Source organism: Pseudoalteromonas mucoides (genome assembly GCF_049257175.1).
In the GTDB taxonomy this organism is placed as follows: domain Bacteria; phylum Pseudomonadota; class Gammaproteobacteria; order Enterobacterales; family Alteromonadaceae; genus Pseudoalteromonas.
Map to the genome: position 1 here is coordinate 39,640 of NZ_JBMMUC010000020.1, position 24,470 is coordinate 64,109.

22 protein-coding genes are annotated in these 24,470 nt (G+C 40.4%); 14 read left to right on the forward strand and 8 right to left on the reverse strand.

The window, feature by feature from the left end; translation table 11 throughout:
- Positions 1–17 precede the first annotated feature (17 nt).
- Genes AAEU30_RS18820 through AAEU30_RS18830 form a run of 3 tightly spaced genes read left to right on the forward strand, consistent with a single transcriptional unit; the run spans position 18 to position 2,983 of the window.
- Positions 18–1,751 carry a vWA domain-containing protein gene (locus tag AAEU30_RS18820; protein WP_421961860.1) on the forward strand — a complete coding sequence of 578 codons (1,734 nt, stop codon included), beginning with the start codon at positions 18–20 and terminating at the stop codon, positions 1,749–1,751.
- A gap of 37 nt (positions 1,752–1,788) precedes the next feature.
- Positions 1,789–2,370: a sigma-70 family RNA polymerase sigma factor gene (locus AAEU30_RS18825; RefSeq protein WP_421961861.1), complete on the forward strand. Its 582-nt coding sequence runs from the start codon at positions 1,789–1,791 to the stop codon at positions 2,368–2,370.
- Positions 2,360–2,983: a hypothetical protein gene (locus AAEU30_RS18830; RefSeq protein WP_421961862.1), complete on the forward strand. Its 624-nt coding sequence runs from the start codon at positions 2,360–2,362 to the stop codon at positions 2,981–2,983. The genes AAEU30_RS18825 and AAEU30_RS18830 overlap by 11 nt, the downstream gene beginning before the upstream one ends.
- A 51-nt stretch (positions 2,984–3,034) precedes the next feature.
- On the opposite strand, the gene AAEU30_RS18835 is transcribed toward AAEU30_RS18830, so the two are convergent.
- The 3 genes from AAEU30_RS18835 to AAEU30_RS18845 all read right to left on the reverse strand — a co-directional run bounded on the left by AAEU30_RS18835 (position 3,035) and on the right by AAEU30_RS18845 (position 7,586).
- Positions 3,035–5,086: a TonB-dependent receptor gene (locus AAEU30_RS18835; protein ID WP_421961863.1), complete on the reverse strand. Its 2,052-nt coding sequence runs from the start codon at positions 5,084–5,086 to the stop codon at positions 3,035–3,037.
- Between the two features lie 65 nt (positions 5,087–5,151).
- Entirely contained in the window at positions 5,152–6,732 is a 1,581-nt protein-coding gene (locus AAEU30_RS18840; protein WP_421961864.1) for an ATP-binding cassette domain-containing protein, read from the reverse strand.
- 203 nt (positions 6,733–6,935) lie between these two features.
- On the reverse strand, positions 6,936–7,586 hold the full coding sequence (locus AAEU30_RS18845) for a hypothetical protein (RefSeq protein ID WP_421961865.1): 651 nt from the start codon (positions 7,584–7,586) through the stop codon (positions 6,936–6,938).
- A 179-nt stretch (positions 7,587–7,765) separates the two neighbouring features.
- On the opposite strand from AAEU30_RS18845, the gene AAEU30_RS18850 reads away from it, so the two are divergent.
- Complete coding sequence (locus AAEU30_RS18850; RefSeq protein WP_421961866.1) at positions 7,766–8,167, forward strand: hypothetical protein; 402 nt, start codon at positions 7,766–7,768, stop codon at positions 8,165–8,167.
- A gap of 93 nt (positions 8,168–8,260) precedes the next feature.
- Positions 8,261–9,352: an endonuclease/exonuclease/phosphatase family protein gene (locus AAEU30_RS18855; protein WP_421961867.1), complete on the forward strand. Its 1,092-nt coding sequence runs from the start codon at positions 8,261–8,263 to the stop codon at positions 9,350–9,352.
- A 30-nt stretch (positions 9,353–9,382) separates the two neighbouring features.
- Here AAEU30_RS18855 and AAEU30_RS18860 read toward each other — a convergent pair whose 3' ends face one another.
- Positions 9,383–10,759, reverse strand: a complete 1,377-nt coding sequence (locus AAEU30_RS18860; protein ID WP_421961868.1) for an NAD-dependent succinate-semialdehyde dehydrogenase — start codon at positions 10,757–10,759, stop codon at positions 9,383–9,385.
- Between the two features lie 195 nt (positions 10,760–10,954).
- Here AAEU30_RS18860 and AAEU30_RS18865 point away from each other — a divergent pair, with 195 nt between their 5' ends.
- The 3 genes from AAEU30_RS18865 to AAEU30_RS18875 are packed head-to-tail and all read left to right on the forward strand — an operon-like array spanning position 10,955 to position 13,103.
- On the forward strand, positions 10,955–11,989 hold the full coding sequence (locus AAEU30_RS18865; RefSeq protein ID WP_421961869.1) for an NAD(P)H-dependent flavin oxidoreductase: 1,035 nt from the start codon (positions 10,955–10,957) through the stop codon (positions 11,987–11,989).
- A complete protein-coding gene (locus AAEU30_RS18870) occupies positions 11,982–12,548 on the forward strand; it encodes a Crp/Fnr family transcriptional regulator (RefSeq protein WP_421961870.1) in 567 nt (188 codons plus the stop codon). Before AAEU30_RS18865 ends, AAEU30_RS18870 begins: the two co-directional genes overlap by 8 nt.
- A 48-nt stretch (positions 12,549–12,596) precedes the next feature.
- Positions 12,597–13,103 carry a YgjV family protein gene (locus AAEU30_RS18875; RefSeq protein ID WP_421961871.1) on the forward strand — a complete coding sequence of 169 codons (507 nt, stop codon included), beginning with the start codon at positions 12,597–12,599 and terminating at the stop codon, positions 13,101–13,103.
- On the opposite strand, the gene AAEU30_RS18880 is transcribed toward AAEU30_RS18875, so the two are convergent.
- A complete protein-coding gene (locus AAEU30_RS18880) occupies positions 13,090–13,602 on the reverse strand; it encodes an NUDIX hydrolase (protein WP_421961872.1) in 513 nt (170 codons plus the stop codon). The genes AAEU30_RS18875 and AAEU30_RS18880 overlap by 14 nt on opposite strands.
- A 156-nt stretch (positions 13,603–13,758) precedes the next feature.
- On the opposite strand from AAEU30_RS18880, the gene AAEU30_RS18885 reads away from it, so the two are divergent.
- The 5 genes from AAEU30_RS18885 to AAEU30_RS18905 are packed head-to-tail and all read left to right on the forward strand — an operon-like array spanning position 13,759 to position 19,284.
- Entirely contained in the window at positions 13,759–15,099 is a 1,341-nt protein-coding gene (locus AAEU30_RS18885; RefSeq protein WP_421961873.1) for a sigma-54-dependent transcriptional regulator, read from the forward strand.
- A gap of 17 nt (positions 15,100–15,116) precedes the next feature.
- Positions 15,117–15,326: a histidine kinase dimerization/phospho-acceptor domain-containing protein gene (locus AAEU30_RS18890; protein WP_421961874.1), complete on the forward strand. Its 210-nt coding sequence runs from the start codon at positions 15,117–15,119 to the stop codon at positions 15,324–15,326.
- A gap of 22 nt (positions 15,327–15,348) precedes the next feature.
- Positions 15,349–16,821 carry a sensor histidine kinase gene (locus AAEU30_RS18895; RefSeq protein ID WP_421961875.1) on the forward strand — a complete coding sequence of 491 codons (1,473 nt, stop codon included), beginning with the start codon at positions 15,349–15,351 and terminating at the stop codon, positions 16,819–16,821.
- 12 nt (positions 16,822–16,833) lie between these two features.
- Positions 16,834–17,295: a response regulator gene (locus AAEU30_RS18900; protein ID WP_421961876.1), complete on the forward strand. Its 462-nt coding sequence runs from the start codon at positions 16,834–16,836 to the stop codon at positions 17,293–17,295.
- Between the two features lie 12 nt (positions 17,296–17,307).
- A complete protein-coding gene (locus AAEU30_RS18905) occupies positions 17,308–19,284 on the forward strand; it encodes a response regulator (protein ID WP_421961877.1) in 1,977 nt (658 codons plus the stop codon).
- Here AAEU30_RS18905 and AAEU30_RS18910 read toward each other — a convergent pair.
- Genes AAEU30_RS18910 through AAEU30_RS18920 form a run of 3 tightly spaced genes read right to left on the reverse strand, consistent with a single transcriptional unit; the run spans position 19,264 to position 22,927 of the window.
- Complete coding sequence (locus AAEU30_RS18910) at positions 19,264–20,265, reverse strand: LacI family DNA-binding transcriptional regulator (protein WP_421961878.1); 1,002 nt, start codon at positions 20,263–20,265, stop codon at positions 19,264–19,266. The genes AAEU30_RS18905 and AAEU30_RS18910 overlap by 21 nt on opposite strands.
- A 1-nt stretch (position 20,266) precedes the next feature.
- Positions 20,267–21,619, reverse strand: coding sequence for a glycoside-pentoside-hexuronide (GPH):cation symporter (locus AAEU30_RS18915; RefSeq protein ID WP_421961879.1), 1,353 nt, complete (start codon positions 21,617–21,619; stop codon positions 20,267–20,269).
- Positions 21,620–21,634: 15 nt separating this feature from the next.
- The gene (locus tag AAEU30_RS18920; protein WP_421961915.1) at positions 21,635–22,927 is read right to left on the reverse strand and encodes a GH1 family beta-glucosidase; all 1,293 of its coding nucleotides are present in this window, start codon (positions 22,925–22,927) and stop codon (positions 21,635–21,637) included.
- Between the two features lie 271 nt (positions 22,928–23,198).
- On the opposite strand from AAEU30_RS18920, the gene AAEU30_RS18925 reads away from it, so the two are divergent.
- Positions 23,199–24,458 carry a sugar MFS transporter gene (locus tag AAEU30_RS18925; RefSeq protein WP_421961880.1) on the forward strand — a complete coding sequence of 420 codons (1,260 nt, stop codon included), beginning with the start codon at positions 23,199–23,201 and terminating at the stop codon, positions 24,456–24,458.
- Positions 24,459–24,470 lie beyond the last annotated feature (12 nt).

Consider the following 24,470-nt stretch of genomic DNA (forward strand, 5'->3'; position numbering starts at 1 on the left):
ATTTAAAAAGGTGACTTATGAATAACGTTTTACATGATTATGGCAATAACAAAAAAATGAGTCTTACGGTGCTAAGTCTTGCCGTTTTAGTTGTTTTAACTGGTTGTAAGCCAGCACCACAAAGCTCAGTAAAAGAGCAAGCAGATGAAGTTGAAGTTACGCAAAGTAAAGCCCGCAGTGAACAGGTGTTAGTTGCACAAGAGCAGATGCAAAAAACACAGCGGCTACATGCTGTAAGTTACGAAGCAATGCCGCAAGGGATGATGCACACAAACGCCAGCATTAGCTTAATGCCGCCGATGCCTCACCCAACTGCAGATGATGCTGTACTAATTGCGGAACACGATCGTGAAAATTATTTAAAATCCCAACAAAACCCAGTTAAACAAACAGCCACTGAGCCGGTATCGACGTTCTCGATTGATGTAGACACGGGCAGTTACAGTAATACCCGTAGGATGTTGAATATGGGTAAGTTACCGCCTAATGATGCGGTGCGCGAGGAAGCCTTTATTAACTATTTTGATTATGACTACAGTGCGCCTGCGAGTATGACCTCGCCATTTAAGGTCCACACTGAAGTTGCAACAGCTCCTTGGAGTGAACACCGGCAACTAGTAAAGATTGGCATTAAAGGTTTTGAGATAGAAAAGGCAGATTTAAAAGCGGCGAATTTAGTGTTTTTGTTAGATGTATCGGGGTCGATGAACGCAGCAAATAAACTCCCCTTATTAAAAACCAGTTTAACCATGTTAACTAAACAATTAGATGAAAATGATTCAGTCGCTATCGTGGTGTATGCCGGTGCGGCAGGCGTGGTATTGCCTGCAACTAAAGGCAATGATCAACACGCAATCAGTGGCGCGTTAGATAAACTGGCAGCGGGCGGTTCAACTAATGGCGAGCAAGGTATAGAGCTTGCGTATCAAATAGCACAGCAAAACTTTAAAAAGGGCGGCATCAATCGAGTGATTTTAGCCACTGATGGTGATTTTAATGTAGGCATGCAATCAGTTGATAAACTAAAAGAGCTGGTGGCTGCAAAACGCAAAACCGGTGTTGCACTTACCACGCTTGGTTTTGGCCAAGGTAATTATAATGATGGCTTAATGGAGCAACTCGCTAATATTGGCAATGGCCAACATGCTTATATTGATAACATTAACGAAGCACGTAAAGTACTGGTTGATGAAATTAGCAGCACCATGCAAATTATTGCCAAAGACGTAAAAATTCAAGTGGAGTTTAACCCTCAACAGGTCGCAGAGTATCGTTTAATTGGCTATCAAAACCGCATGCTTGCGGCTGATGATTTTAATAACGATAAAGTCGATGCAGCTGAGTTGGGGGCAGGGCATACAGTCACTGCACTGTATGAAATAACGTTATCGAACGCCGAGCATAAACAAATTGATGAGTTGCGTTACCAGTCTAAAGAACACAAAAACCTAGCAACTAGTAATGAACTTGCCTTTGTAAAAGTACGCTATAAACAGCCAGATGCTGAGCAAAGCCAGTTGCTTACGCAAGCCATTAGCAGTGATAAAATTCAGCCTTTATCACAGGCCAGCCAAGACTTTAAATTTGCTGCAGCGGTTGCTGGGTTTGCCCAGTTATTAAAAGGTGCAAAATACACGGGAGACTGGCAGTATGAAGATTGCGCTAAACTGGCAAGTGCTAACAAAGGCGCAGACACGTTTGGCTATCGTAGTGAATTTGTGCAATTGGTGAATAATGCTGCGGCATTGTGATTTAAGTAGCGGCACGGTGATTTGAGTAAAGGACATTATGACAGATATCGCTGATGAGCAATTGATGCTGAACTACGGGCAAGGCGATGTACAGGCTTTTACGCAGCTGTACCTGCGTCATAAAAATAGCCTATATCGTTATTTTTTACGCCAGTGCGCCAATCCACAAATGGCTGAAGAGCTCTATCAAGAAGTATGGAACAAACTAATAAAAGCGCGCTCCCAGTACCAAGTGAGCGCCAAGTTTACTACTTGGTTGTATCGCATTGCGTATAATGAATTGATTGATCATTACCGCCGCACTGGCACGCAAAGTAAGTGGCTAGATACTGATAATCAAGATCTCGACATTGACTACTTTGCAGATCATAACACTCATTTGGATGCTGAAAAGCTGCTGCAAGATCAGCAAGCCGCGCAATTAAAAGCCTGCTTAGCGCAATTATCACGTGAGCAAAAAGAAGCGTTTTTACTTAAACACGAAGCTGATTTTACCCTTAAAGAAATTGCTGAATTAGTTACCCAGACCAGTGAAAACATTAAAAGCCGTATCCGTTACGCGCAAGCCAAGTTAAAGCATTGCATTAAGCATAAAGTGGAGAGTAACAATGAGCGATAAGTTAACCCGTCATGATATTGCTTCACTTTATAAACGTGGTGCAACGGAGCAACCAAGCTCACAACTTGATGAGCAAATACTAAAACGCGCAGCTGATGAGGTTGCAGCTAATAAAGTTACCCCAATTCACAAACCTAAGCGCTTTTATCAAACTTGGTATGGGCAATTATCCACTGCGGCATCACTGGTGTTAGTTGCGGTTTTATATGTGCAAAATACCGCACAGCATCTTAGGCCGTCAGAGACAGTGAATGAGCTGCAAATTTTAGCTGATGAACAACCTACTGCAGCACCGGTAGCCTCATTGGAAATGATGCAAAGCGAAGCGCAAGAGCAAGCTAAAATGATGCAATTAAAACAAAACCAACAGCGCCAACGCAGTGAAGAAATGGCTGGAAAGCAATTTGCAGTACCAAGCATGGCAGCGAAAAGTGCGTTGTTACTTGAGCTTGAAATCATCACTGCAGAGGTGGCAAATACATTTAAGCGCATAGATACACTCATTGCTGATGGCAATACCACAGCCGCTAAAGCACTGCTTAGTGAATTATTAGCAGCGCACCCCGAACTCAAGGTGCACTTAACTGAGCAATATACGCAGCTATTACAGTAAAAGATAACCGACTTATGTTCGCTATTTGGCGAACCTACTTAAGCGTGGTTGCTACCAAGCGTAACTTGCTGAGAACATTATATTACGTGGTCGCCCTGGAAAATAGCGGTCGCCGGTAAAGCTGGTGTAGTCGGCGCGCTCGGCATAAGCGGCATCGGTTAGATTGTTAATTCGCGCGGTTAGCTTTAGCTGCTCAGTTAGCTGCCAAGCCCCACGTAAATTAATTAGATCATGACCGTCGTAGCTGTGCAGGTTTTCAGGGTCGGTAAAATAATCACTGACATGATGCCACTCAATGGCAACTAAGGTGTTATTAGTAACTTGCCAGTTAGCTTGGAAGTTGGCGATATTACGCGGTGCAGTGTCTATATCCTTGCCGTTAATGTTTACCCCAGATAAAACTTGGTCATAGTCGTAGGTGTGCTCGGCATGGCTTGCAGCAAAAGCGAGTTGTAGTGCTTCAGTAAGCTGATAATCCAGCTCCAGTTCAATACCTCTGTGCTGAGTTTGCCCGTCATTAATGGTAAAAAAGTCACTGTCGCGAAAGATGACATTTTCTTTGTTCATCGCGTAAGCCGAGAACACATAATGTAGTTGTTGGTATTGACCTTTAAAGCCAAACTCTAGGTTATCGGCGGTTTCTGACTCCAGTTCTGCCACTTGCTGCTCGCGTTGCAACTGATACAGCTCGGCTGCTTGCGGTGCACGGTAACCTTTGGATAAGTTTGCATATAAATAATTATTAGTACTTAATTTATAACTAAGGCCAAGCTTTGGTGAGGTGTTGGTAAAGGTATTCTCGCCACTTGGCGGGCGCGAATAACGACAGCCACCAAATCCACATTCATTACCATTTTCGTCAGTGCGACCAGCTAACATATTATTGGTATAGTCGTAATTGAGTCGCTCAAACCGAGCGCCAAGGTTGACACTAAGGGCTTGCCATTGCCACTCTAGGCTTACAAATGGTGCAAGTAAAGTGCTGCTAACATCGTAATCGTAATGCTTACCTTGCGGCACTGTGGCGATTAAAAAGTCAGATCCTTGTGTTGGCTGATCTTGATACTGCAAAAAGTCAGCACGTGTGTATTCACTGTCAAAGCCTAGGTTTAAGGTAAAAGTGTTAGAGTAAGCATGTTGCCAAAGTGATTGTATACCAACACCATTTTGGCTGTTTTCTTCAAGTGGTGTGCCGGGTAAAAAGTGTTTAAAAAAGGTCATACTCTGGTTGCGCACATAAGGCGTAATAGTAAGAGTGTCTTGCTCGCTTTGCCACTGAGCTTTTGACCACAACCTAAATGAGCGTGCTTCTCTAAAGGCATCTGGGTCAAAGTTTTGTTGAGCTATTTCATCATCTTTATAGCTTTCAAAGCCTTCGATAAACCCTGCGGTTTTTTGATCAAGATTGGTATAGCTTAGCCCTGTTGTAATTGATAGTTCGTCGTTGGTGTAGCGGTGACGCAAGTTTAACTTTTCTTGGTCGACACTTTCATCATCACGATAACCCGTATCACGCGTCACGCTGGCATTAATTCCAATGCCTTGATTGCCCAAGTCTTTCCCGCTGCGTAATTTAAATCGACTATAGCCAAATGAGCCCAAATCAACACCAAGTAAACCCTCATCATAAGTGGTATCAGGGGTGATCACATTAATAACCCCGTGCACGGCATTGGAGCCGTATAGGGCTGAACCTGGGCCTTTTAACACCTCAACACGCTGAGCCATTTCTGTATGCGCTTCAAATAGCTCATTGATATTACAAAAGCCGGCCGCGCGTAGTGGTATACCATCTTCTGCGGTTAAAATACCGCCGCATGCGCCCGCACCTGAAAGTACAGGCGATCGCAGTGCGGGTAAGTACTCTTGGCCATTACCGTGTTGGATATTAGCCCCCGCAATTTGCTTTAAAACTTGTTCAATATGGGTTGGGGCGATTAAATCTAACTGTGCTTGGGTAATACTGCTTATTACTAAAGGTAGCGGATCGGCGCTTACTTCTGCTCGAGAAGCTGTTGTGGTAATGCGTTCAATGTCGTTCTGCTCGGCAGCAATACTTATAGTTGAGGTAAATAAGGCCGTGGTGACAATAAATAAACGCATTGTTTTCCTTAAAGATTTAGTTGTTAATTCAAATATAAAATAACAACTTAAGTAGTAACTAGCAATTACGATAAGATGAATGTATCAGTAATTTGGCTTTGCTTGATAAATTCTTCATCGTGGCTTACTAATATAAAGCTGCCAGAAAAATGCGCGAAGCTTTGTGCCAGTAATTGCTTGTTATCGAGATCTAAATGGTTATCGGGTTCGTCCAGCAGTAATAAGTATTGCCCCGCATTATGCCCGGCAATAAGCATGGCTAATTGCATTTTTTGTCCACCGCTAAGTTGGTTGATTCGCCGATATATATCATCGTCCTTAAAGCCAATATTCGCCAATAGGTGTCGTATTGTTTGCAGTTTAAGCTCGCAGTGCACTTCTAGCGCCTTAACTAAGCTGTCAGTGGCGGTTAAAAAAGAGCAATGTTGGTCAACATAGAGCACCTTACTATTTAATTGAATGGCCGCAGATACAGGTGATTTTGTAGATTCACTAATCATCCCTAGTAGAGTTGATTTACCTGAGCCATTTGGCCCTGCAATATGTAATTTATCGCCACTGTTAATTTGTAAGGTCACGGGGTTTTCACTACTACCATACGGTAGGCAAAGTTTATCAATAAACAGTAAGCGTTTATTGCTGGTGGGTTGGCTGAACTTTAACTTGGGTTCAACATTATCTGGCAGTTGCTGTTTTAGGGTTTGTTGCTTTTTGGCTAAAGACTCTAACTTAGCTGAGGCTAAACGTTCGCTAGCGCCTTTGCTGACTTGGGCACTGTTTTTGTTAAAATCTAATAGCACTTTGGCTTGGCTACAGGTTTTGCGGTTTTTATTACCTTGTGCCGCCCGTTGCTGAGCTTTTTCGCGGTTTTGTTGCATTTGTAGTTGCTGCTTTTTTTGTTCCTTTGCTAGGTGATTAATTCTTTTGGCTAGGGCATTTTGTTGTAACGCTTTTTGCTCACAGTAATGCTGATAATTACCGGTTTCGTAAGTCACACCTTGGTTGTTTAGCTCAATGATTGCATTGCACTGGTTGAGTAGTTTGAGGTCGTGGCTAACAACAATAATATGCCCTTGAAATGCGTGCAGCTGTGCTATTAACCACTGCTTTGCTGCATGATCTAAATGATTTGTGGGCTCATCTAGAATTAGCAAATCAGGCGCTGCTTGCAAAGCGCAGTAAAGTGTTAAGCGCCGTTGCTGACCGCCACTTAAGCTTCCCACGCGTTGAGTCAATGGCACATCAATAGCCAAGGTTAATAGTTGTTGTTGATAGTATTGCGCGCAAAGCCAATCATCGTTTACAAGGTTAAAATCAGCCTCAAGACAACTACCTTGCTCTATGCGCGCAAGTGCTGCGAGTTTTTGTGCAATCCCGAGCTGGTGGGCTATAGAATCTGACGATGCTTCAAGGTGTTGTGTAGTTAATTGTTGCTGCGAAACGAGTAGAACAGAGCCGTTAAATTCGACATTGCCAGTGGTGGCTGTAAGTCGTTTGGCGAGTATTTGTGCTAGCAACGATTTACCTGTGCCGTTAGCACCGATAATTGCAGTGAGTTTTTCACTGACAGCAAAATTGAGCTGTTCAAATTGTACATGGCCATCAGCGTGTTGATAGCTTAAATTATGAATGTGTAATGACTGCATAATGCCTCTGGAGTGTGCAGGGCATGGTGCGCAAAGCAATAATAATTATATTGTGATAGGTCGAAATATGACGAATTTTGCGCCCACTAACCCTGTAAATTCAAATAAAAAAACGAATTTCAACAGGTGTTAGTTATTCATTAATGCGCAAACTCCATTAAGTAAGTGCTGCTATTTTAAACAAACCTTAAAGTGTTTGTCACTTATTTTTTATTTAGCCATTTGTCCATGGCGATATCATATGCTTGGGTTATTTTAGTTTTAGGGCAATCTTTGCTACCCGTGATGTAACTATCGGGCAAATCATTTTTTGGCATCGAGCCACCACCAATAAATACTTTTTTAAAGCACTTATCACCAATACGATACGTGATGAATTGCATGTTTTGTTGCTCAATTTTTAAAATAGGTTGCCCAGGCTTAGTGTGATCTTCAGGAACGCTGATTCTATCGGGGTTTTCTGGGTTTAGCGATGTTAAATGTGATGATGAATACGAACTTTGATACTGCATTTTTATATTTTTTAAACCTTTATTGAGGTCTATTTTTTTGAACTCTTTAGCAGGAGTTATTGTTTTGTGCTTGGTAGCGGTAACCTTTGCTTTTACTTTATTTTTTAAAGGTTGTTTATTTGCTGGTATTGAGGCTGCAATAGCCGGACTGCTTTGTTTTTTTACTGTGGTTTCAGCCAGTTTAGAAGTTGGTTCTACCTGACTGGGCATGCTGACTACATAGACTTTCATTGCTGCCTTTTGGGCACTAGGCATAGTGGCTGTTTTACGGTTTATTAATACTGTGAAGATAACCGCATGGATAATCACTGAAATTATGAGAGGCCAACACCATTTTGCCACAATAAATGTTCCTTATAAGATGATTTCATATGACCCTAAAACCAGTAAAAAGTGCCAAATGATTTAATATGTGAGTGTTTACTACTCTCACTGTGCTTACATTCTTTACATTTGAGTTAATTTTTTATTCAGCTTAACTCACTAAACTTAAAAGAAAGTAAAACACTGAGATTAAAATTATGAAAAAAACAATTGTACTTTGCGTGATGGCATTCGGGCTGGTATTGCTACCTCTTGAAACTAAAGCAAGTAATAAACATGACAGAGACAAATATGAACACAAGTACGACAAGAAGCATCAATTTATAAAGCATAAAAAAGCGAAAAAATATGATAAGTCTACTGATGTCTTTTATAAGTTACCTTCGGGCTTATATAAAAAAGTTACGTACTCTCATCACTCTCCAGCTGCAAAGCCGAAGAAGTATCGTAAAGGTGATAAGTTAAACAAAGAAATGTACCGCCGTGGTAGGGTGTTAAAGCGCGATAAACGCAATGGGATTGTGGTACTTGAGATAGACAAGCGAATCTATCACCTAATGCACGATAGTCGTGAAATACTTGCAATAATAATGCGTTAATATTTTCAATCAAAAGATTTCATTGCTGATTCATCTGTAGTTGCTATGCTAAAAGCGTTTGTTTTTAATTTACAAAACTACAAGGATTGATGTGTGTTCATATTATTAACGGTCATTACGGTTGTGTTATTCATTGCGAGTATTTTGCCGCTTTCATATAGCCAGCACTTTGCAGTCAGAGGCGCTGATTTCATTCGATTGCAGGTATTTTACGGGGCTGTCATTAGCCTTGTGTGCGCATGCATTACTGCAATAATTTATAACGAAATGCCAACGACTTTTTTTACCGTCGTTGGGGTGAGTTCGCTCGTCATAATAATGCAGGGATGGTGGATATTTCCATATACTTGGCTCGCTAAAAAAGAAGTTAAAAGTAGTGATGAGGATGTAGCTCATAGTGTGCGAATAATGAGTGCAAATGTTTTGATGTCTAACCACAATAGTGAAGATTTAGTTGCTTTGGTTAAACAGCACGAACCTGACTTACTCGTTACGTTAGAAAGTGATAGCTGGTGGCAAGAACAATTAACTGAGCTGCATGATGATTACCCTTACCGTATTGCATGCCCAAAAGACAATCGTTATGGCATGCATATATTTAGTAAATATAAGATCATTCAACATAAAATCTGTGAATTAGTGTCGCCTGATATTCCGTCAATCCATCTTTTATTTGAAAATGCAGATGGCCTGATCATACAGGGTCACTTTATTCACCCTGAGCCGCCAAGCCCCACGGAAAAAGAAACTTCTCGCACGCGCGATAGTGAGTTAATTATGGTGGCTAAAGCCGTTAAAGATCCCATAAGACCGGTGATTGTGGCAGGTGATTTAAATGATGTTGCGTGGTCGCGCACGACACAATTATTTATGAAGCTCAGCGGCTTTTTAGACCCACGTAAAGGAAGGGGCTTTTTTAATACTTTTCATGCTGATTATTTCTTTATGCGCTGGCCGCTGGATCATTTGTTTCACAGTACTGGCTTTACCGTGAAGCGCATTAAGCGCTTAGCTAAATATGGGTCAGATCATTTTGCGCTATTAACTGAGTTGGTATATCAAAATGCTGAGCAAGAATCGCAATTAGATAAAGATGAAAATACTTTAGAGGTTGCTGAAAAGCTAAAAATGGATGAAGTCGATAAACAACAAGTACCGACCTTCAAAAACAAAAAGGGCCCATAAAGGCCCTTTGGTTATTAAAAAGATATGAAATTAGCTGTTGATCATAATTGTTTTGATATTCACAAATTCACGAATACCAAATCCACCGTGCTCACGTCCATAACCACTGTCTTTTACACCACCAAAAGGTAAGTTTGGTTGCGCTAAGCCATAACCATTGATATTTACCATACCGGTATCAAAGTGTTTTTTTGCCAGCTCTATGGCTTTCTTCTCATCTTTTGAGAAAATACCACCACCTAAGCCATAGCGAGAGTCATTAGCGATGCGCATCGCATCTTCATTGTCTTTCGCTTTTATCAATGAGGCCACAGGGCCAAATAACTCATCATCATAAGCAGGCATGCCTGGTGATAAGTTTTCAAGCAGTGTCGCAGGGTAATAAAAACCAGTTTGATCAGGGATTTCGCCACCAAGAACTATTTTAGCGCCAGCATCAACAGACTCTTGAACTTGCTGATGTATTTTGTCTCTTAAATCTTCTCGAGCCATTGGGCCTAGGTCAGAGTTTTCATCCATCGGATCACCAAGTTTTAAGCCTTTAAACTGCTCGGCAATACCTGCTTTAAAGTCATCATATAGCGAGTCGACTACAACATAACGTTTTGCTGATACACATGTTTGACCGTTATTAATCATACGACCTTGCACACATGTTTTAATCGCAAGCTCTAAATCTGCATCATCGAGTACTAAGTAAGCATCATTACTACCCAGTTCAAGTACTGTTTTTTTCACATGCTTACCAGCTGCTTCAGCCACTTTTTTACCTGTGCCATCGCTACCTGTAAATGTTACACCGCGAATTGCCTTATGGCTGATAAGCTCGCTGGCGGTTTTGCCGTCAATAAGTAAGTTTTTAAACACATGGCTTGGGAAGCCAGCTTCAATAAACATTGCTTCTATTTTTTCAGCCATACCAAATACATTGCCGGCATGTTTGAGTACAGCTGTATTGCCTGCCATTACATTGGTCACTGCATAACGTATAACTTGATAAAGCGGAAAGTTCCAAGGTTGAATACCCAGTAGTACACCCGTAGGCTGATAACTAATGAGTGCTCGACCATTTTGCATTGGACGCTCTTCATCAGCGAGTTGTGTCTGCCCATGTTCGGCACTGTAACGGCATATTGCAGCACACAGTTCGACTTCTTGCAGGCCTTGTTCATACAGTTTACCCATCTCTTGGGTCATTAAAGTAGCAAGGGATTTTTTTTGTTGCTCAAAAACATGAGCGAGTTGGTTCAAGTGTTTTGCTCGCTCAGTCAATGAAACGTGACGCCATTGCAAAAAAGCCTCATGGCTTTTATCTATCTCATTTTTTGCCTGTTCTAAGTCAAGCAAGGTATAGTCTTCGATAGCTTGCTCTGTCGCAGGGTTGATTGTCGTTACTGTGTTTGTCATCTTTATCTCCTTACAAATAATATTAAGTAAGGAGTGTGCAAGGCTAACACCAATTCTTAGTTAAGCAATGAATTAGGTTTTAACATATTGCTTTATATGAATTTTATATAAAATAAATAGCGTTAATCTCGTTGTGGTTTTAGGTTAGTGCAAGTAATTAATGCAAATGGATGAAAAAGTTACAAGGACTCCCACATGCAAACACTTTTTAATACTGAGTTATCACTTATCCAAGCTCCCATGGCGGGAGTACAAGACTATCGCTTAGCTGCGGCTGTAAGTAATAGTGGGGGTTTAGGTTCATTACCTTGCGCTATGTTGGCAAAAGAGCAGTTACTAAGTGAGATTACAAAACTATCTAAGGCCACAGATAGACCTTACAACTTAAACTTTTTTTGCCATAAACCAACATCTTATACTCAACAACAAAAGCGCCAATGGCATACATTGCTCGCCCCTTATTTTACAGAGCTAGGGATCGACGAATCTAGCTTGGGTATGACGGCAACACGCCAGCCAATTAATACTGAGATAGTAGAGCTTATTGCACCATTTAAGCCGCCAGTGGTAAGTTTTCATTTTGGTCTGCCAGCGGCTGACATTGTAGAAAAAATTAAAAGCTGGGGTGGTAAGGTTATTTCCAGTGCAACCACTGTGAATGAGGCTAAATGGCTTGAAGCTAACGGTGCTGATGCAGTTATTGCCCAAGGCCTTGAGGCGGGCGGCCATAGAGGTCACTTTTTATCAATGGATTTAAAGTTGCAACAGCCAACAGCGTTACTTGTTGAGCAATGTGTTGGTAAGCTTGATATCCCGGTGATCGCCGCGGGCGGAATTGCCACGGCAGAAGATGTTAAGCAAATACTTGCTCTTGGCGCTGCAACGGTGCAAGTGGGAAGTGCGTATTTATTATGCCAAGAGGCGACAACTTCAGCGCTGCATCGACAGGCTATTTTAAATCAAAATGTAAATAGTACCGCGCTCACAACTATTTTTTCAGGGCGAGCGGCGAGGGGATTTGAAAACCGTATTATGCGTGAACTGGGTACTTTACCACTTCAAGCCCCAGCATTTCCATTTGCGAGTATTGCATTAGGGGCCTTACGAACACGCTCTGAAGCGCTAGGGAAAAGTGATTTTTCACCGTTATGGTGCGGGCAAAAATACATTGCAAGAGATGGAATTAGCGCAAAAAACATTACTAAGGAGTTAATGGCAATCGATGCATGATTTATCTAAACTTCAGTTAGGCGATAGCTATACCACCTTGGCAAAGGCTATTCTTGCACAGTGTAACAAGCAGTTTGCGGTTACCACATTTGAACGAGGTGAGGTTTTACTTCAGCAAGGTCAAAAACAGCAGTTTGGCTATTTAGTCTTAGATGGGGTGTTAGCTGCATTTCATAACTCAGATAACGGCGAAAAAAAGTGCAAAGAGTTCTATTTTAAAGATGAATTCGTACTGTTATTTGGTAACTGGCTCACTAAAACGCCTGCGCTATATCAAATTAAAGTGATAAAGTCTGCGCGGCTTATAGCTGTGCCATTAACTAAAATTGAACAACCTGACTGGTATGAGCTAAAGCTGCAATTGGTATCACAGCAATTATTATTTAAAGAAGCGAAAGAAGCATTTTTGCTATTAAATACACCTGAGCAGCGCTATCGTTATTTGTTGGCACAAAAGCCACATTGGCTGGCGCAGCTAACCCTAACTGAAGTAGCGATGTATATCGGTGTTTCACCTATTTCTTTATCGCGAATTCGTAAACGTCTTAACTTAAGTTAAGGCAACACTTGATTCAGTAAATTAGACTGCTGTTTTTCAGGAGTCAGTATGTTTTTACTATCACAATGTTTGGTCGGTGTCGCTACGCTGCTAGATTTAGCGTCATTTCAATTTAAATCTAGGCGATTAATTTTACTGTGTTTGTTTGGCTCGGTTTTATTGACTGCTTGGCACTTTTTTTTATTGGGGCAACAAAGTGCTGGTTGGCTAATGCTCATTGCAGCCACACGGTACTTATATTGTGTTTTTGCAAGACAACGTTTGATGATGTTGTGTTTTATTTTATTCAGTGTAACTGCGGTTCTGTTAACGTGGCATAGTTGGTTAAGTGGAATTGCTTTAGCCGCTACACTTATTCAAACTGTGGCGTCATTTCAATCTCAAGATCTTAAACTACGTTCCATGATGCTCGTAGGTACGAGCATGTGGATTGCGCACAATATAATGGTCGTATCGCCGATAGCCGTAGTAATGGAATGCTTATTTTTAACCAGTAATATAGTTGGTTTATATCGATTTTATCGTGATAAACCATTCCTTACTAAAGCTGCTTAGCTATTTCTTTTAGCAGGTAAGTTTCTCTAATGATGGATAGCCCTTGTTTGTCGCTATTAGCGATTGTGCGTTCATTATGAGCAATGGCTTCATGTATGTTTACCCATTTGGCTTGCATACCATTTTGCTGTTCGTAATGCTCTAATTGTGCCTGACCTAGCTGTTCATCAATATCACAAAAATAGCAGAATGACTTGATGTGAATAACGGCAAAGTCATCTTTATACCAAGGGCGGTATTCTTCATAAAGACCAAACTCACCTGTAACTTTTATATTTTGCGCACCGGTTTCTTCTTGCAGTTCACGAAGTAAACCTTGCTCAATGCTTTCACCTTCATCAACCCCACCACCAGGGAGGCTATAGTCTTCATAGCGCTGTGTATACATAAGCAACAGTTTATCGCCTTTTAAAGCGATGGCGCGGCTCGTAATTCGTGTAAATTGACTCGGATTATCGGCGTTAATACTGGGGTGAATATAGGTTTTGAGAAGGCGCATATCTTTACAAGCAAAAATAAATTTATAAAATTATACCGTAAAAATGATCTAAATTAACTTTGCTTGCGTAAATGTTGAGTTAATAATCGATTTCATAGAATAAGCATGTATTTAATATGTTAGGCTGGTCGATAATAAAAAGCATAGGGATTTATCATGTTAAACATTCTTTTAGTCGATGATGACAGCGAGTTTAGTGATGTTGTATGTCATATCGTCGAATTCTTAGGCCACAATATAGACACTGCAGCTAATCTTGCAGAAGCTCAAGAGTGGTTTGTGAATAATACTTTTGATCATGTGTTTTTAGATTTTATGCTGCCTGATGGCAGTGGTTTGCATTTAGTTGAGCATTTAGAAAGTATTGGGCAAACGCCTAAAATCACGTTAATTTCAGGGCACCCATCAGTAAAAGGCAAATTAGCTGAAATGTGTGCACCTAATGTCGGTCACTTAGTTAAGCCATTGCAACGTGAAGACATTGAACGTGTTTTAAATCCTAAGAAAAACACTGAAAAGAAAAAGTTAAAACCAAGTATCGATAAGCATTTTGGTACATTAATTGGCGAGTCAGCCGTAATGCAGCAACTGTACACCATGATTGAACGCGTCGCGAATACCAACGCAAACGTGATGTTAATGGGTGAAAGTGGTGCGGGTAAAGAGGTCGTGGCGCAAGCGATTCATAATGCGAGCCAGTGCCAAGGACCATTGGTCGCGACTAACTGCGGTGCGTTATCAAAAGAATTAATTGGCAGTGAATTATTCGGCCATGAGAAAGGTGCTTTTACAGGCGCTATTGCCCGTAAAGAAGGTGTGTTTGAGCAAGCAGCCACAGGGACTTTATTTTTAGATGAAGTAACTGAGATGCCTATCGACATGCAACCTAATTTATTACGCGTGTTAGAGAGCAAAAAAGTAACCCGTGTGGGTGGTAATAAAGAGTTACCGGTCAACTGTAGGGTAATATCTGCAACAAATCGTTCTTTGACCGATTTAGCCCAAAATAACATTATCCGTGAGGATATATATTTTCGTTTAGCCGTTTTCCCTATTGATATACCTGCATTACGTGATCGAAAAGAAGATATTCCGCTGTTAGCCAAAGCATTTTTAGAGCAGCTTAACGAAGAGAATGGAACCGATTTTAAATGGCAAGCAAACCAATTAAAAGAGCTTGAAAGCTATGATTGGCCTGGCAATGTACGTGAGCTTCGCCATGCGATACACCGCGCCTTTATCATGAGCGACCCTAAAGGTAAAAGTATTACTTTACCGCAGAATTTAGAGTCGCCTTTTTCACGAGTAAATAAGCAAACGCAAGCTAATCAAGTCAGTGCTGGTCAGACTATAGAAGAAGTCGAGAAAGAGTTGATCCACGCGACGTTAGACAAAGTACAGGGTAATAAGACCTTGGCAGCACAAATGCTTGGGATTAGTACAAAAACATTGTACAACCGCTTAAATGCCTACGGTGGCATAGGTGAATATAGCTAGTAAAATTAAGGAGATTCATGAGTAATAACGACACATTAAGAACGCTGGTTCATGATGCACGAGCACCTTTGAATCGAATTTCAATGAATGCAGAGTTGATAAAATTAGTACTTGAAAATGATATGCCAAAAGATAAGGCATTAGCAGCTTTGGACAAAATAATTACTAACTGTCAGCAATGTAGTGAAAGTTTACAGAATATTTCAGATTTAGACTCGACTGAATAAATATGATGATAAAGGAAGTTAAATGAAGCTGCAAAAGCAACAGGGTAAAACGAATATTATTTGGGCAAGTTTTATCGCTGTGGTGCTGTGTATTGTAGTTGGTAACGCTGTTTTAGCTATAAATACGATTCAAAGCTTAACCCAAACACAGCAACGTTTGGATGATACTGGCATGCTCAGCACTGCGATCGAAAAATTACACTTGTCGGTTGTTCAAGCTGAGTCGGGTCAACGAGGTTATTTACTTACTGGCGAAGATGACTACTTAGCACCATACTATGATGCAATTGAGCAATTAAATTCACAAGCGGCACTGGTAAAAGGGCTACGCTCTGAAATAGATGGTCAGGCAGAAAAAGTGGCAACTTTACTACATTTAGTGGATGACAAAGTTGCTGTATTAACGCGTACAGCGGAACTTGCATTAGCTGACAAAGAGCGTCGAGCACATTATTTACTTGAAACTCATCAAGGACGAAACCTCTATAGAGAGATTCGGGTATTAACCGATGAAATTCAAGGTGCGGAGTCGGCTTTTAAGTTTGAGCAATTTAGAAAGCTAGGACAAATTAAAAAAGAAGCAAAAATTACGTTTGCTATCACTGCAGTGACGAGTGCTTTATTAATTATTGGCATGTTTGTTCTGACACGAATTAATCTACGAGAGTCAGCTAAATATAGATTAGAGCTTGAGCGACAAAACGAAACACTTGCTTCAAAAGTAACTGAGCGTACACAAGAGTTAACCTTATATTCTGATGAGCTTAGCCGAAGCAACAGGGAACTTGAAGAGTTTGCATTTGTTGCAAGCCATGATTTACAAGAACCGCTACGTAAAATACAAGCGTTTAGTGACCGATTAGAAACCATGTTCAAAGATGAACTAGGCGAAAAAGGCATTGACTACATTGCTCGAATGAAAAATGCGGCGCAACGTATGTCGAATTTGATCAATGATTTACTTGAATTCTCACGTGTGACAACAAGAGGTAAAGACTTTAGCGATACTGATTTAAAAGTTGTATTAGATGAAATTATCAGTGATTTAGAAATTGCTATTCAAGAGTCAAATACACAAGTTCATGTCAGTGAAATGCCTGTGATTCAGGCCGATATTAGTCAAATGCAGCAGCTGTTTTTAAATCTTCTTTCAAATGCGATAAAATTTAGAAGAGAAAATGTAGCGCCCATTATTAATGTAGATTATGAGCACAAAAAAGAGTTTAGTGATGAACTAAACACTGAAGTAGAGTGGCAAATAATTACTATTAAAGATAATGGTATTGGCTTTTCTGAGGAATATGCGGATAAAATTTTTGTACCGTTTCAGCGATTGCACGGGCGCTCACAATACAAAGGCACAGGGATAGGTTTATCTGTTTGCCGACGCATTGTTGAACGTCACGGCGGCACAATAACGGCACAAAGCCAAGACGGTGAGGGTGCAACCTTCATCATTAAACTACCTGTGGAAGCTGAGCTTTTCACATTGTAAGGAGAGGCTTTAATGCCATTCAATAAAGTAAAACCTATCACCATTTTGATGGCTGATGATGATGAAGATGATCGTTTATTAGCACAAGATGCACTAGCTGAAAGCCGTGTCATAAATGACTTACACTTCGTTGAAGATGGCGTTGAGTTATTGGAGTATCTTGAACGAAAAGGAAAATACGAGGATAAAGATGCCTCGCCACGACCTGGTTTGATTTTGTTAGATTTAAATATGCCAAGAATGGATGGGCGAGAGGCTCTACAGGCGATTAAGGCTAATCCAAACTTAAAAGGTATTCCTGTTGTTATTTTAACCACATCAAAACAAGAAGAAGATATGGTTAAAGGCTATGACTTGGGCGCAGCTTCATATATTACCAAACCCGTTACATTTGATGGTTTGGTGGATCTTATGAAAACATTAGGTAGATATTGGGTAGAATTTGTAGAACTGCCAAGTACGTTTAACGATTAAAGTGGAGAAGAAATGTTAGATAAAGCGACTAAATTGTTACTAGTTGAAGATGATGAAGATGACTATATTCTTACATGTGATTACTTAGAACAGCTTAGTTCGCATACCTTTGACATAGATTGGATCAGTGAGCCTGCAAAGGCAGTTGAAGTGCTAAGTACAAATCAGCATGATATATGTTTACTTGACTACCGACTAGGTGCCTCTGACGGCCTTGTGGTGCTCAAGCAAGCTATTGAAAACGGTTTTACAGGCCCAATCATAATGCTCACAGGTCAGTCTAATGAGGCTCTTGATTCTGCAGCACTTGATGCGGGTGCTGTGGATTATTTAGTAAAAAATGAAATGAGTAATAGTCGATTTGCTCGCTCTATACGTTATGCGCTTGCTAGGCGTGATATAGAAGATGAGCGAATCGAACGTCTCAAAGCCGAGGCTGAAAACCGGTCAAAAGACCGGTTTTTAGCTCATTTGAGCCATGAACTCCGTACACCATTATCTTCAATTTTGGGCTACACAGAGTTACTCATGCAAAGCGAGTGTAATGATAACGCAGGCCATGAACTTGGTGTTATTTACCGCAATGGTAAGCACTTACTAAGCTTATTGAATGATGTATTGGATCTCTCTAAGATTGCTGCTGATAAGCTTGAATTAACCTGTGCCGATGTCAATCTCGATAGTTTAATGGCTGATGTATTTACTTTAATGCGTGTATCTGCGCTTGATAAAGGTTTATCACTACGGTTTGAGTCTTTACATCCATTGCCTTTGGTTGTCAGTATCGATGCCACTCGATTTAGGCAGATTTTGATTAATATTATCAATAATGCAATTAAATTTACTGAGCAAGGTGAAATCATTGTTCGTGCATGGACAAAGGTTGTTGATAATCAAGAAATGCTATTTTTTAGTATTAAAGACTCAGGCTTAGGCATTGCCAAAGAAAAACAAGAATTAATATTTAAGCCATTTGAACAAATTGCCGATGTTGAGTCCCGCTCTGTAGGTGGGGCTGGGCTTGGGTTAGCTATTTGCTCTGAGTTATTAAATCGGATGCAAGGTGGCATATCGCTTGAGTCAACAGTCGGTGAGGGTTCAGAGTTCACGATTTCATTGTATCCAGGCAATATTGAGAATGTAGAGCGCCATGTGCTGAAGTTAGATTTAACACCTAACATGCAGCAAAAAACCGCACCATGTAAAGTTTCAGGGCGAGTCTTAGTCGTAGATGATTTACGTGATCTACGCGTGCTCGTAGGGCATATGCTTTCTTCTGCTGGGGCTAAAGTAGATTATGCTGAACATGGCAAACAGGCACTAGATAAAGTAAAAAAAGCGGCTCAGCAAGGTGAGCCATATGACATTGTATTTTTAGATATTCACATGCCGGTGATGGGTGGCAAAGAGGCGACCATCGAACTTAGAAAAATGGGTTTTTCAGGTGCTATAATTGCTCTTACAGCTGCCACTATGAAAGGGATCCATAGCGAGCTGACGGCGCTGGGTTTCAATGATGTTATAGGCAAGCCAGTTGATACCAGCTTATTGTATCAGTGCTTGCAGGGATATTTAACAAAAACAAAGAAAGGCCTTGAAGAACCTTCAGCTAAAATAAAATCAGTGCCTGAATCAGTGCCTTTAACAACACGCTTTTTACTTGTTGAAGATGATGCGGATGCAGCTCAAATCACACAATTACTACTTGAAAGCCTTGGTGTAGAAACAGCCGTTGCAGATAGTTTTGATCAATGTATAACAATGTTAAAAAGTGACGCTAACTACGATAAAGTATTACTAGATATGCACTTACCTGATGGAAGCGGCCTAGAATTAGCAAATTATGTTAAGCAACATTACCCTCACTTAAAACGTGTAATTGTCAGTGGAGTAGAGCCTGACCCTCTACAAACAGAACACCTTAAAATAGATCAAGTGCTTTTGAAGCCAATTAACTTATCGTTGTTATCAACGCTTATTGAAGATTGATTGGCGAATCACTAATTCAGGCTCAAAAATAGTTTGTAATTGTGGGGTCTGCTTACGGTATACCTCACTTAAAATCCAACTTGCAGCCATGCGGCCCATGTTGTTGATAGGATAATCAATCGTGCTTAAAGGTGGGTACGTATGGCGGGTAAATAACACATTATCAAAGCCCATAATTGAAAGCTGCTCGGGTAACGCTATACCAAACTCACGAGCACTAGCCATTGCGCCTGTCGCCATTTCATCATTAGCACAGACTAGCGCACTAAAGTGATGAGCACTATTATGCAGATCTATGTAACCCTGTGTACCACTACCTTCCATGAAATCCCCCTCATAGAGTAGTGTTTCATCAAAGGCCATATCGTATTCTTGTAATGCCTTTTTATGGCCTAAAAGGCGGTCTTGGGCATCTTTTTTCCAAAGTGGTCCACTGATGTAAGCGATATGTTTATGGCCTTGCTCCAAAACATGTTTGGTTGCTAAGTATCCACCACGTACGTTATCTAATACAATACAACGATCCGCGAGCTCAGCGATAAAACGGTTAAGTAAAACGAATGGGGTTTCACTTTTGCTAAGGTTGATAAGGTATTCATCGCTAACAGCTTCAACATGTAATATTAAACCATCACAGTTACGACTTATTAGAAACTCAATAGCTTGTTCTTCACGCTCTTTATCACTGTGACCTGCGGCTATAATTACATGCTTACCTTGATTACGAAAAGCATCTTCAATTCCACCCATCATAGGACCATAGAAGGGACCAGAGAGTTCTGATACAAGTAAGCCAACGCTATTAGAGCAATTTGATGCAAGTGATTGTGCAATTGAGTTAGGGCGATAACCTAGTTCCGTCATAGCACTTGTTACTTTTTTACGTGTAGCATCACTAACATTCGCATTATTATTCATTACTCTTGAGACGGTTGCCAGAGATACTCCAGCAAGCTTTGACACCTCATAAATGGTGGCCATGTTAATCCTTTTTCGTATCAGACGATGCTTTATTTTGAGCCGTTAAATCAGCACTTATTTGCTCGACGGTTTTATTATCAAGAATATACCTTTTCATAATCAAAGCGACAAGCACGCTGCCGATAGCGGGGTATAAAGTAAATGATATTAGTATGCCGTTTTTTGTCGACTCAGAGAGTTCAGCACCGGCTTGATAACCATAATAAGCGAGTAACCAACCTGCACTTGCCCCTCCGAGGGCTAAGCCTAACTTGATAAAAAATACGACGCTAGCATATACTAAACCAGTCAACCGTTGACCATCTTGCCACTGTCCATAATCAATGGTATCAGCCATTTTAGCCCATAATAACGGTGTTGCCATTTGAGTAAAGAAACACCATAAAAAGTACACGAAAAACGCAAGGATAAGGTTTTCACCAGGGAGCCAAAATGCAATACAGCTAATGGCAGCTGAGATGTATTGTAGGTAAATATAAGCCGTTTTTTTATCAACATATTTACTAAGAGGTTGGGCGCAAGCACACCCTAAAATATTCCCTATCATGCCTAAAGTTATAAATTGTGTGACCAAATCGGCTTCACCAAGTACGTATTTAACGTAGTAAATAGCCAACGTTGTCCGCAATACCATACTGGTTAGTAGCATCAATGATGCACCACAAAGCACTCTAAATGGGCCGTTCCGCCAAAGTACGACCATCTGTTGTTTAAGCTTTAATTGATTAGTTTGAGCAGCACTTACCCGCTCTTTAGTGAACTTAAAACAAATTAGAAAAAGGGCAACACCAAGGCAACTCATAAGTACCATAGTCAGTTGGTAGCCTAACGCGTTATCGCCTTTACCGAGCCAATCCACAAGTGGTAATGTACAGCTACTGACGATTAAGCCGCCTAGCATACCAAAAACAAAGCGATATGATTGAATAGATACTCGCTCGTTAGGATCCTTACTAAGTACGCCACCTAATGCTGAGTAGGGAATATTAATCGCGGTATAAACTAACATAAGCAAAGTGTAAGTAATAAATGCATAAATCACTTTGCCTGAGGGTGAAAGCTCTGGTGTAGTAAAAGTAATAATACTTATCACCCCAAATGGTACTGCTAACCAGAGTAAATAAGGACGGTAACTGCCATAACGGGTACGGGTTGAATCAGTTAGTGAGCCCATTAATGGGTCTGTTATCGCATCAACAATTCGTACAACTAAAAATAAAGTACCTACTACTGCTGGTGATATGCCAAAAATATCAGTGTAAAAAAAAGTTAAAAAAAGCATTACCGTTTGAAAGATAATATTACTGGCAGTATCACCTAAACCGTAGGCTATTTTTTCTTTTTTAGTTAGCATGGTAGGAACTCGTTTTTAGCGTTGTTTTAATAGTTCACGGTATTGTTTAGCACTTTCTTTAAGTATGCGGTGTTGGGATTGATAATCAATATATACAAGACCAAAGCGCTTTTCGTAGCCGTAAGCCCATTCAAAGTTATCCATTAAGCTCCATGCAAAATATCCCTGCACATCAACGCCCTGGGTTATGGCATCGTTAACGGCATTTAAGTGTGTATGATAATAGCTTACACGATCATAATCGAGCACTTGTTCTTCACATATCGTGTCAGCCATTGCTGCGCCATTTTCTGTGATATACACTTTAGGTAAAGTATATAGCTCATTTAATGATACAAGTAATTCAGTTAAACCTTGTGGATATATTTCCCAACCCATATCGGTTATCGGTACGTTATCTAATGTGGCTTCTTCAAACCAGCTATTAGCAGTGCATTTATAATGGATTCGGGTGTAGTAATTAACCCCTAAAAAGTCGATAGGTTGACTTATTATTGCCATATCTTGGGGAAGTATATCTGGCTGTACTTGTTCTGGTAGTTCATTGAGTAGTGATGGATATTCCCCCTCAAAGACCGCTTTTATATACCACTGGTTATGATATTGATCAGCCTGAAATGCAGCTAATTTGTCATTAGTTGTAAGTGGGTAGGTTGGGCTAAAATTAAGGACAATGCCGGCTTCTGTTTCAGGGCTATTCTTGCGCAATACTTGCATGGCAAGACCATGTGCAAGTAACAAGTGATGTGCAGCTTGACGTCCAGCTTTTTGGCTTTTTATGCCTGGTGCATGTACGCCAATTTCATAGCCTAAGTAAGCGCTACAAAATGGTTCGTTTAATGTTGCATAGGAATCAACCAACCCAGCAAGCTCTTTACTGACAATATCGGCATAGGCTGCAAAAGCATAAGCGGTATCGCGGTTTACCCAGCCACCATCATCTTCTAAATATTGAGGCAAATCCCAGTGATACAAAGTGACATAGGTTTTAATATTTCGTGCTTTTAATGCCGTTAGTAAATCGCGGTAAAAGCCCATACCTTGTTGATTAACAGTACCATCTTGGTTCATTGCACGAGGCCATGAAATAGAAAGTCGATAGGCATCAACAGCTAAATCAGCAATCATCTCTACATCTTGTTGCCATAAATTAACGTGATCACATGCAGTGTCGCCGTCACTTTTATCTGCAATTGCATTAGGCTGTTTACAGAATGTGTCCCAAATACATGCTAGGCGTGTGTCTCTCGCCCCCTCTATTTGAAAAGACGCTGTAGCCACTCCAAATGTAAATGATGGTTTTAGCATTGGCGAATGGCTGGGTAAAGAAATTGTTTTAAACACGATTTGGGTGTCCTGTAACTTATAATAGCAATGTGTATAAGGTTGAATACAGCATAGCGGGTTTATGTAAGCGCTTACAATATTATTGTAAATAAATTGCTAAATTCGATTTATATGATATAAATGTAAGCGCTTACATTTTATGTTGCAACTATTATTTGCTTTTAAAAATTATACTTAAAGTACCGTAATAGGTGTAATGAACTGATAATTAATAATTAATTAGAGATATATTATGGCACAAGCGCCTTTGACAACAACTCAACACAGCCAGCTACAAGGAATGCCAAAGCAAACATTTGCTTTAGCATCATTGACCACATTATTTTTTATGTGGGGCTTTATTACCTGTTTAAATGATATTCTAATACCTTATCTAAAAGGTATGTTCTCGCTCAATTATACCCAAGCAATGCTAGTTCAATTTTGCTTTTTTGGAGCCTACTTTGTGATGTCAATCCCTGCAGGGAAGTTGGTAAGCAAAATAGGTTATCAGTACGGTATTGTCGTTGGTTTAGTTGTTGCAGCAATAGGTTGTGCACTATTTTACCCAGCAGCAGATGCACACGTGTATGAACTATTTTTGTTTGCTTTATTCGTATTAGCAAGTGGTATCACAATTTTACAAGTCTCTGCAAATCCTTATGTTAGTGTTTTAGGCTCAGCTAAAACGGCATCATCACGTTTAACAATGACACAAGCCTTTAACTCTTTAGGCACAACCGTAGCGCCTATCTTTGGTGGTTGGTTAATCCTCAGCGAAGTAAGCCAAGCCACAGCTGAACAAGTCAAACTACCTTATTTAATTTTAGCGGCAAGCTTACTAGTACTTGCTGTAATATTTGCATTCTTGAAGTTACCTAAACTGGGCAAAGCGGATTCAAATGAAAATGCTCAAGTAGATGATAACTTTGTTGATTTAGGTAGTGTTTGGCAATATCGCCATCTTATTTTTGGTGCTTTAGGTATTTTTGTTTATGTTGGTGCTGAAGTAGCAATTGGTAGCTTTCTGGTAGGCTTTTTAACTCTTGACCACATTGCAGCGTTAAGCGAGCAACAAGCAGCTCATTATATTAGTTATTACTTTGCAGGCGCAATGATAGGCCGCTTTGCTGGTGCCGTCATTATGCAAAAAATTAACGCTCATACAGTACTAGCTTGCCATGCTGTTTTAGCCGTAGTGCTCATTTTAGTTGCTATGACAGGGCAAGGCACACTAGCCATGTGGGCCATTTTATTAGTGGGCTTATGTAACTCAATTATGTTCCCAACTATTTTTAGTTTAGCACTACAAGGGTTAGGTAAATACACGTCACAAGGTTCTGGTATCTTATGCTTAGCTATTGTAGGTGGTGCAATTATTCCACTTTTACAAGGTGTTCTGGCTGATAGTATTGGTGTGCAACTAGCGTTGTTACTTCCTATCGGTTGTTATATTTATATCACTTACTTTGCGCTATTTGGCTCAAAAGTATCCTCTTCTCGTCATTCATAATTAGGTGGAACT

Coding starts and splice junctions, on each gene's coding strand:
- AAEU30_RS18820 (WP_421961860.1), top strand. CDS start 18: ATGAATAACGTTTTACATGATTATGGCAATAACAAAAAAATGAGTCTT.
- AAEU30_RS18825 (WP_421961861.1), top strand. CDS start 1,789: ATGACAGATATCGCTGATGAGCAATTGATGCTGAACTACGGGCAAGGC.
- AAEU30_RS18830 (WP_421961862.1), top strand. CDS start 2,360: ATGAGCGATAAGTTAACCCGTCATGATATTGCTTCACTTTATAAACGT.
- AAEU30_RS18835 (WP_421961863.1), bottom strand. CDS start 5,086: ATGCGTTTATTTATTGTCACCACGGCCTTATTTACCTCAACTATAAGT.
- AAEU30_RS18840 (WP_421961864.1), bottom strand. CDS start 6,732: ATGCAGTCATTACACATTCATAATTTAAGCTATCAACACGCTGATGGC.
- AAEU30_RS18850 (WP_421961866.1), top strand. CDS start 7,766: ATGAAAAAAACAATTGTACTTTGCGTGATGGCATTCGGGCTGGTATTG.
- AAEU30_RS18860 (WP_421961868.1), bottom strand. CDS start 10,759: ATGACAAACACAGTAACGACAATCAACCCTGCGACAGAGCAAGCTATC.
- AAEU30_RS18865 (WP_421961869.1), top strand. CDS start 10,955: ATGCAAACACTTTTTAATACTGAGTTATCACTTATCCAAGCTCCCATG.
- AAEU30_RS18870 (WP_421961870.1), top strand. CDS start 11,982: ATGCATGATTTATCTAAACTTCAGTTAGGCGATAGCTATACCACCTTG.
- AAEU30_RS18875 (WP_421961871.1), top strand. CDS start 12,597: ATGTTTTTACTATCACAATGTTTGGTCGGTGTCGCTACGCTGCTAGAT.
- AAEU30_RS18880 (WP_421961872.1), bottom strand. CDS start 13,602: ATGCGCCTTCTCAAAACCTATATTCACCCCAGTATTAACGCCGATAAT.
- AAEU30_RS18885 (WP_421961873.1), top strand. CDS start 13,759: ATGTTAAACATTCTTTTAGTCGATGATGACAGCGAGTTTAGTGATGTT.
- AAEU30_RS18890 (WP_421961874.1), top strand. CDS start 15,117: ATGAGTAATAACGACACATTAAGAACGCTGGTTCATGATGCACGAGCA.
- AAEU30_RS18895 (WP_421961875.1), top strand. CDS start 15,349: ATGAAGCTGCAAAAGCAACAGGGTAAAACGAATATTATTTGGGCAAGT.
- AAEU30_RS18900 (WP_421961876.1), top strand. CDS start 16,834: ATGCCATTCAATAAAGTAAAACCTATCACCATTTTGATGGCTGATGAT.
- AAEU30_RS18905 (WP_421961877.1), top strand. CDS start 17,308: ATGTTAGATAAAGCGACTAAATTGTTACTAGTTGAAGATGATGAAGAT.
- AAEU30_RS18910 (WP_421961878.1), bottom strand. CDS start 20,265: ATGGCCACCATTTATGAGGTGTCAAAGCTTGCTGGAGTATCTCTGGCA.
- AAEU30_RS18915 (WP_421961879.1), bottom strand. CDS start 21,619: ATGCTAACTAAAAAAGAAAAAATAGCCTACGGTTTAGGTGATACTGCC.
- AAEU30_RS18920 (WP_421961915.1), bottom strand. CDS start 22,927: ATGCTAAAACCATCATTTACATTTGGAGTGGCTACAGCGTCTTTTCAA.
- AAEU30_RS18925 (WP_421961880.1), top strand. CDS start 23,199: ATGGCACAAGCGCCTTTGACAACAACTCAACACAGCCAGCTACAAGGA.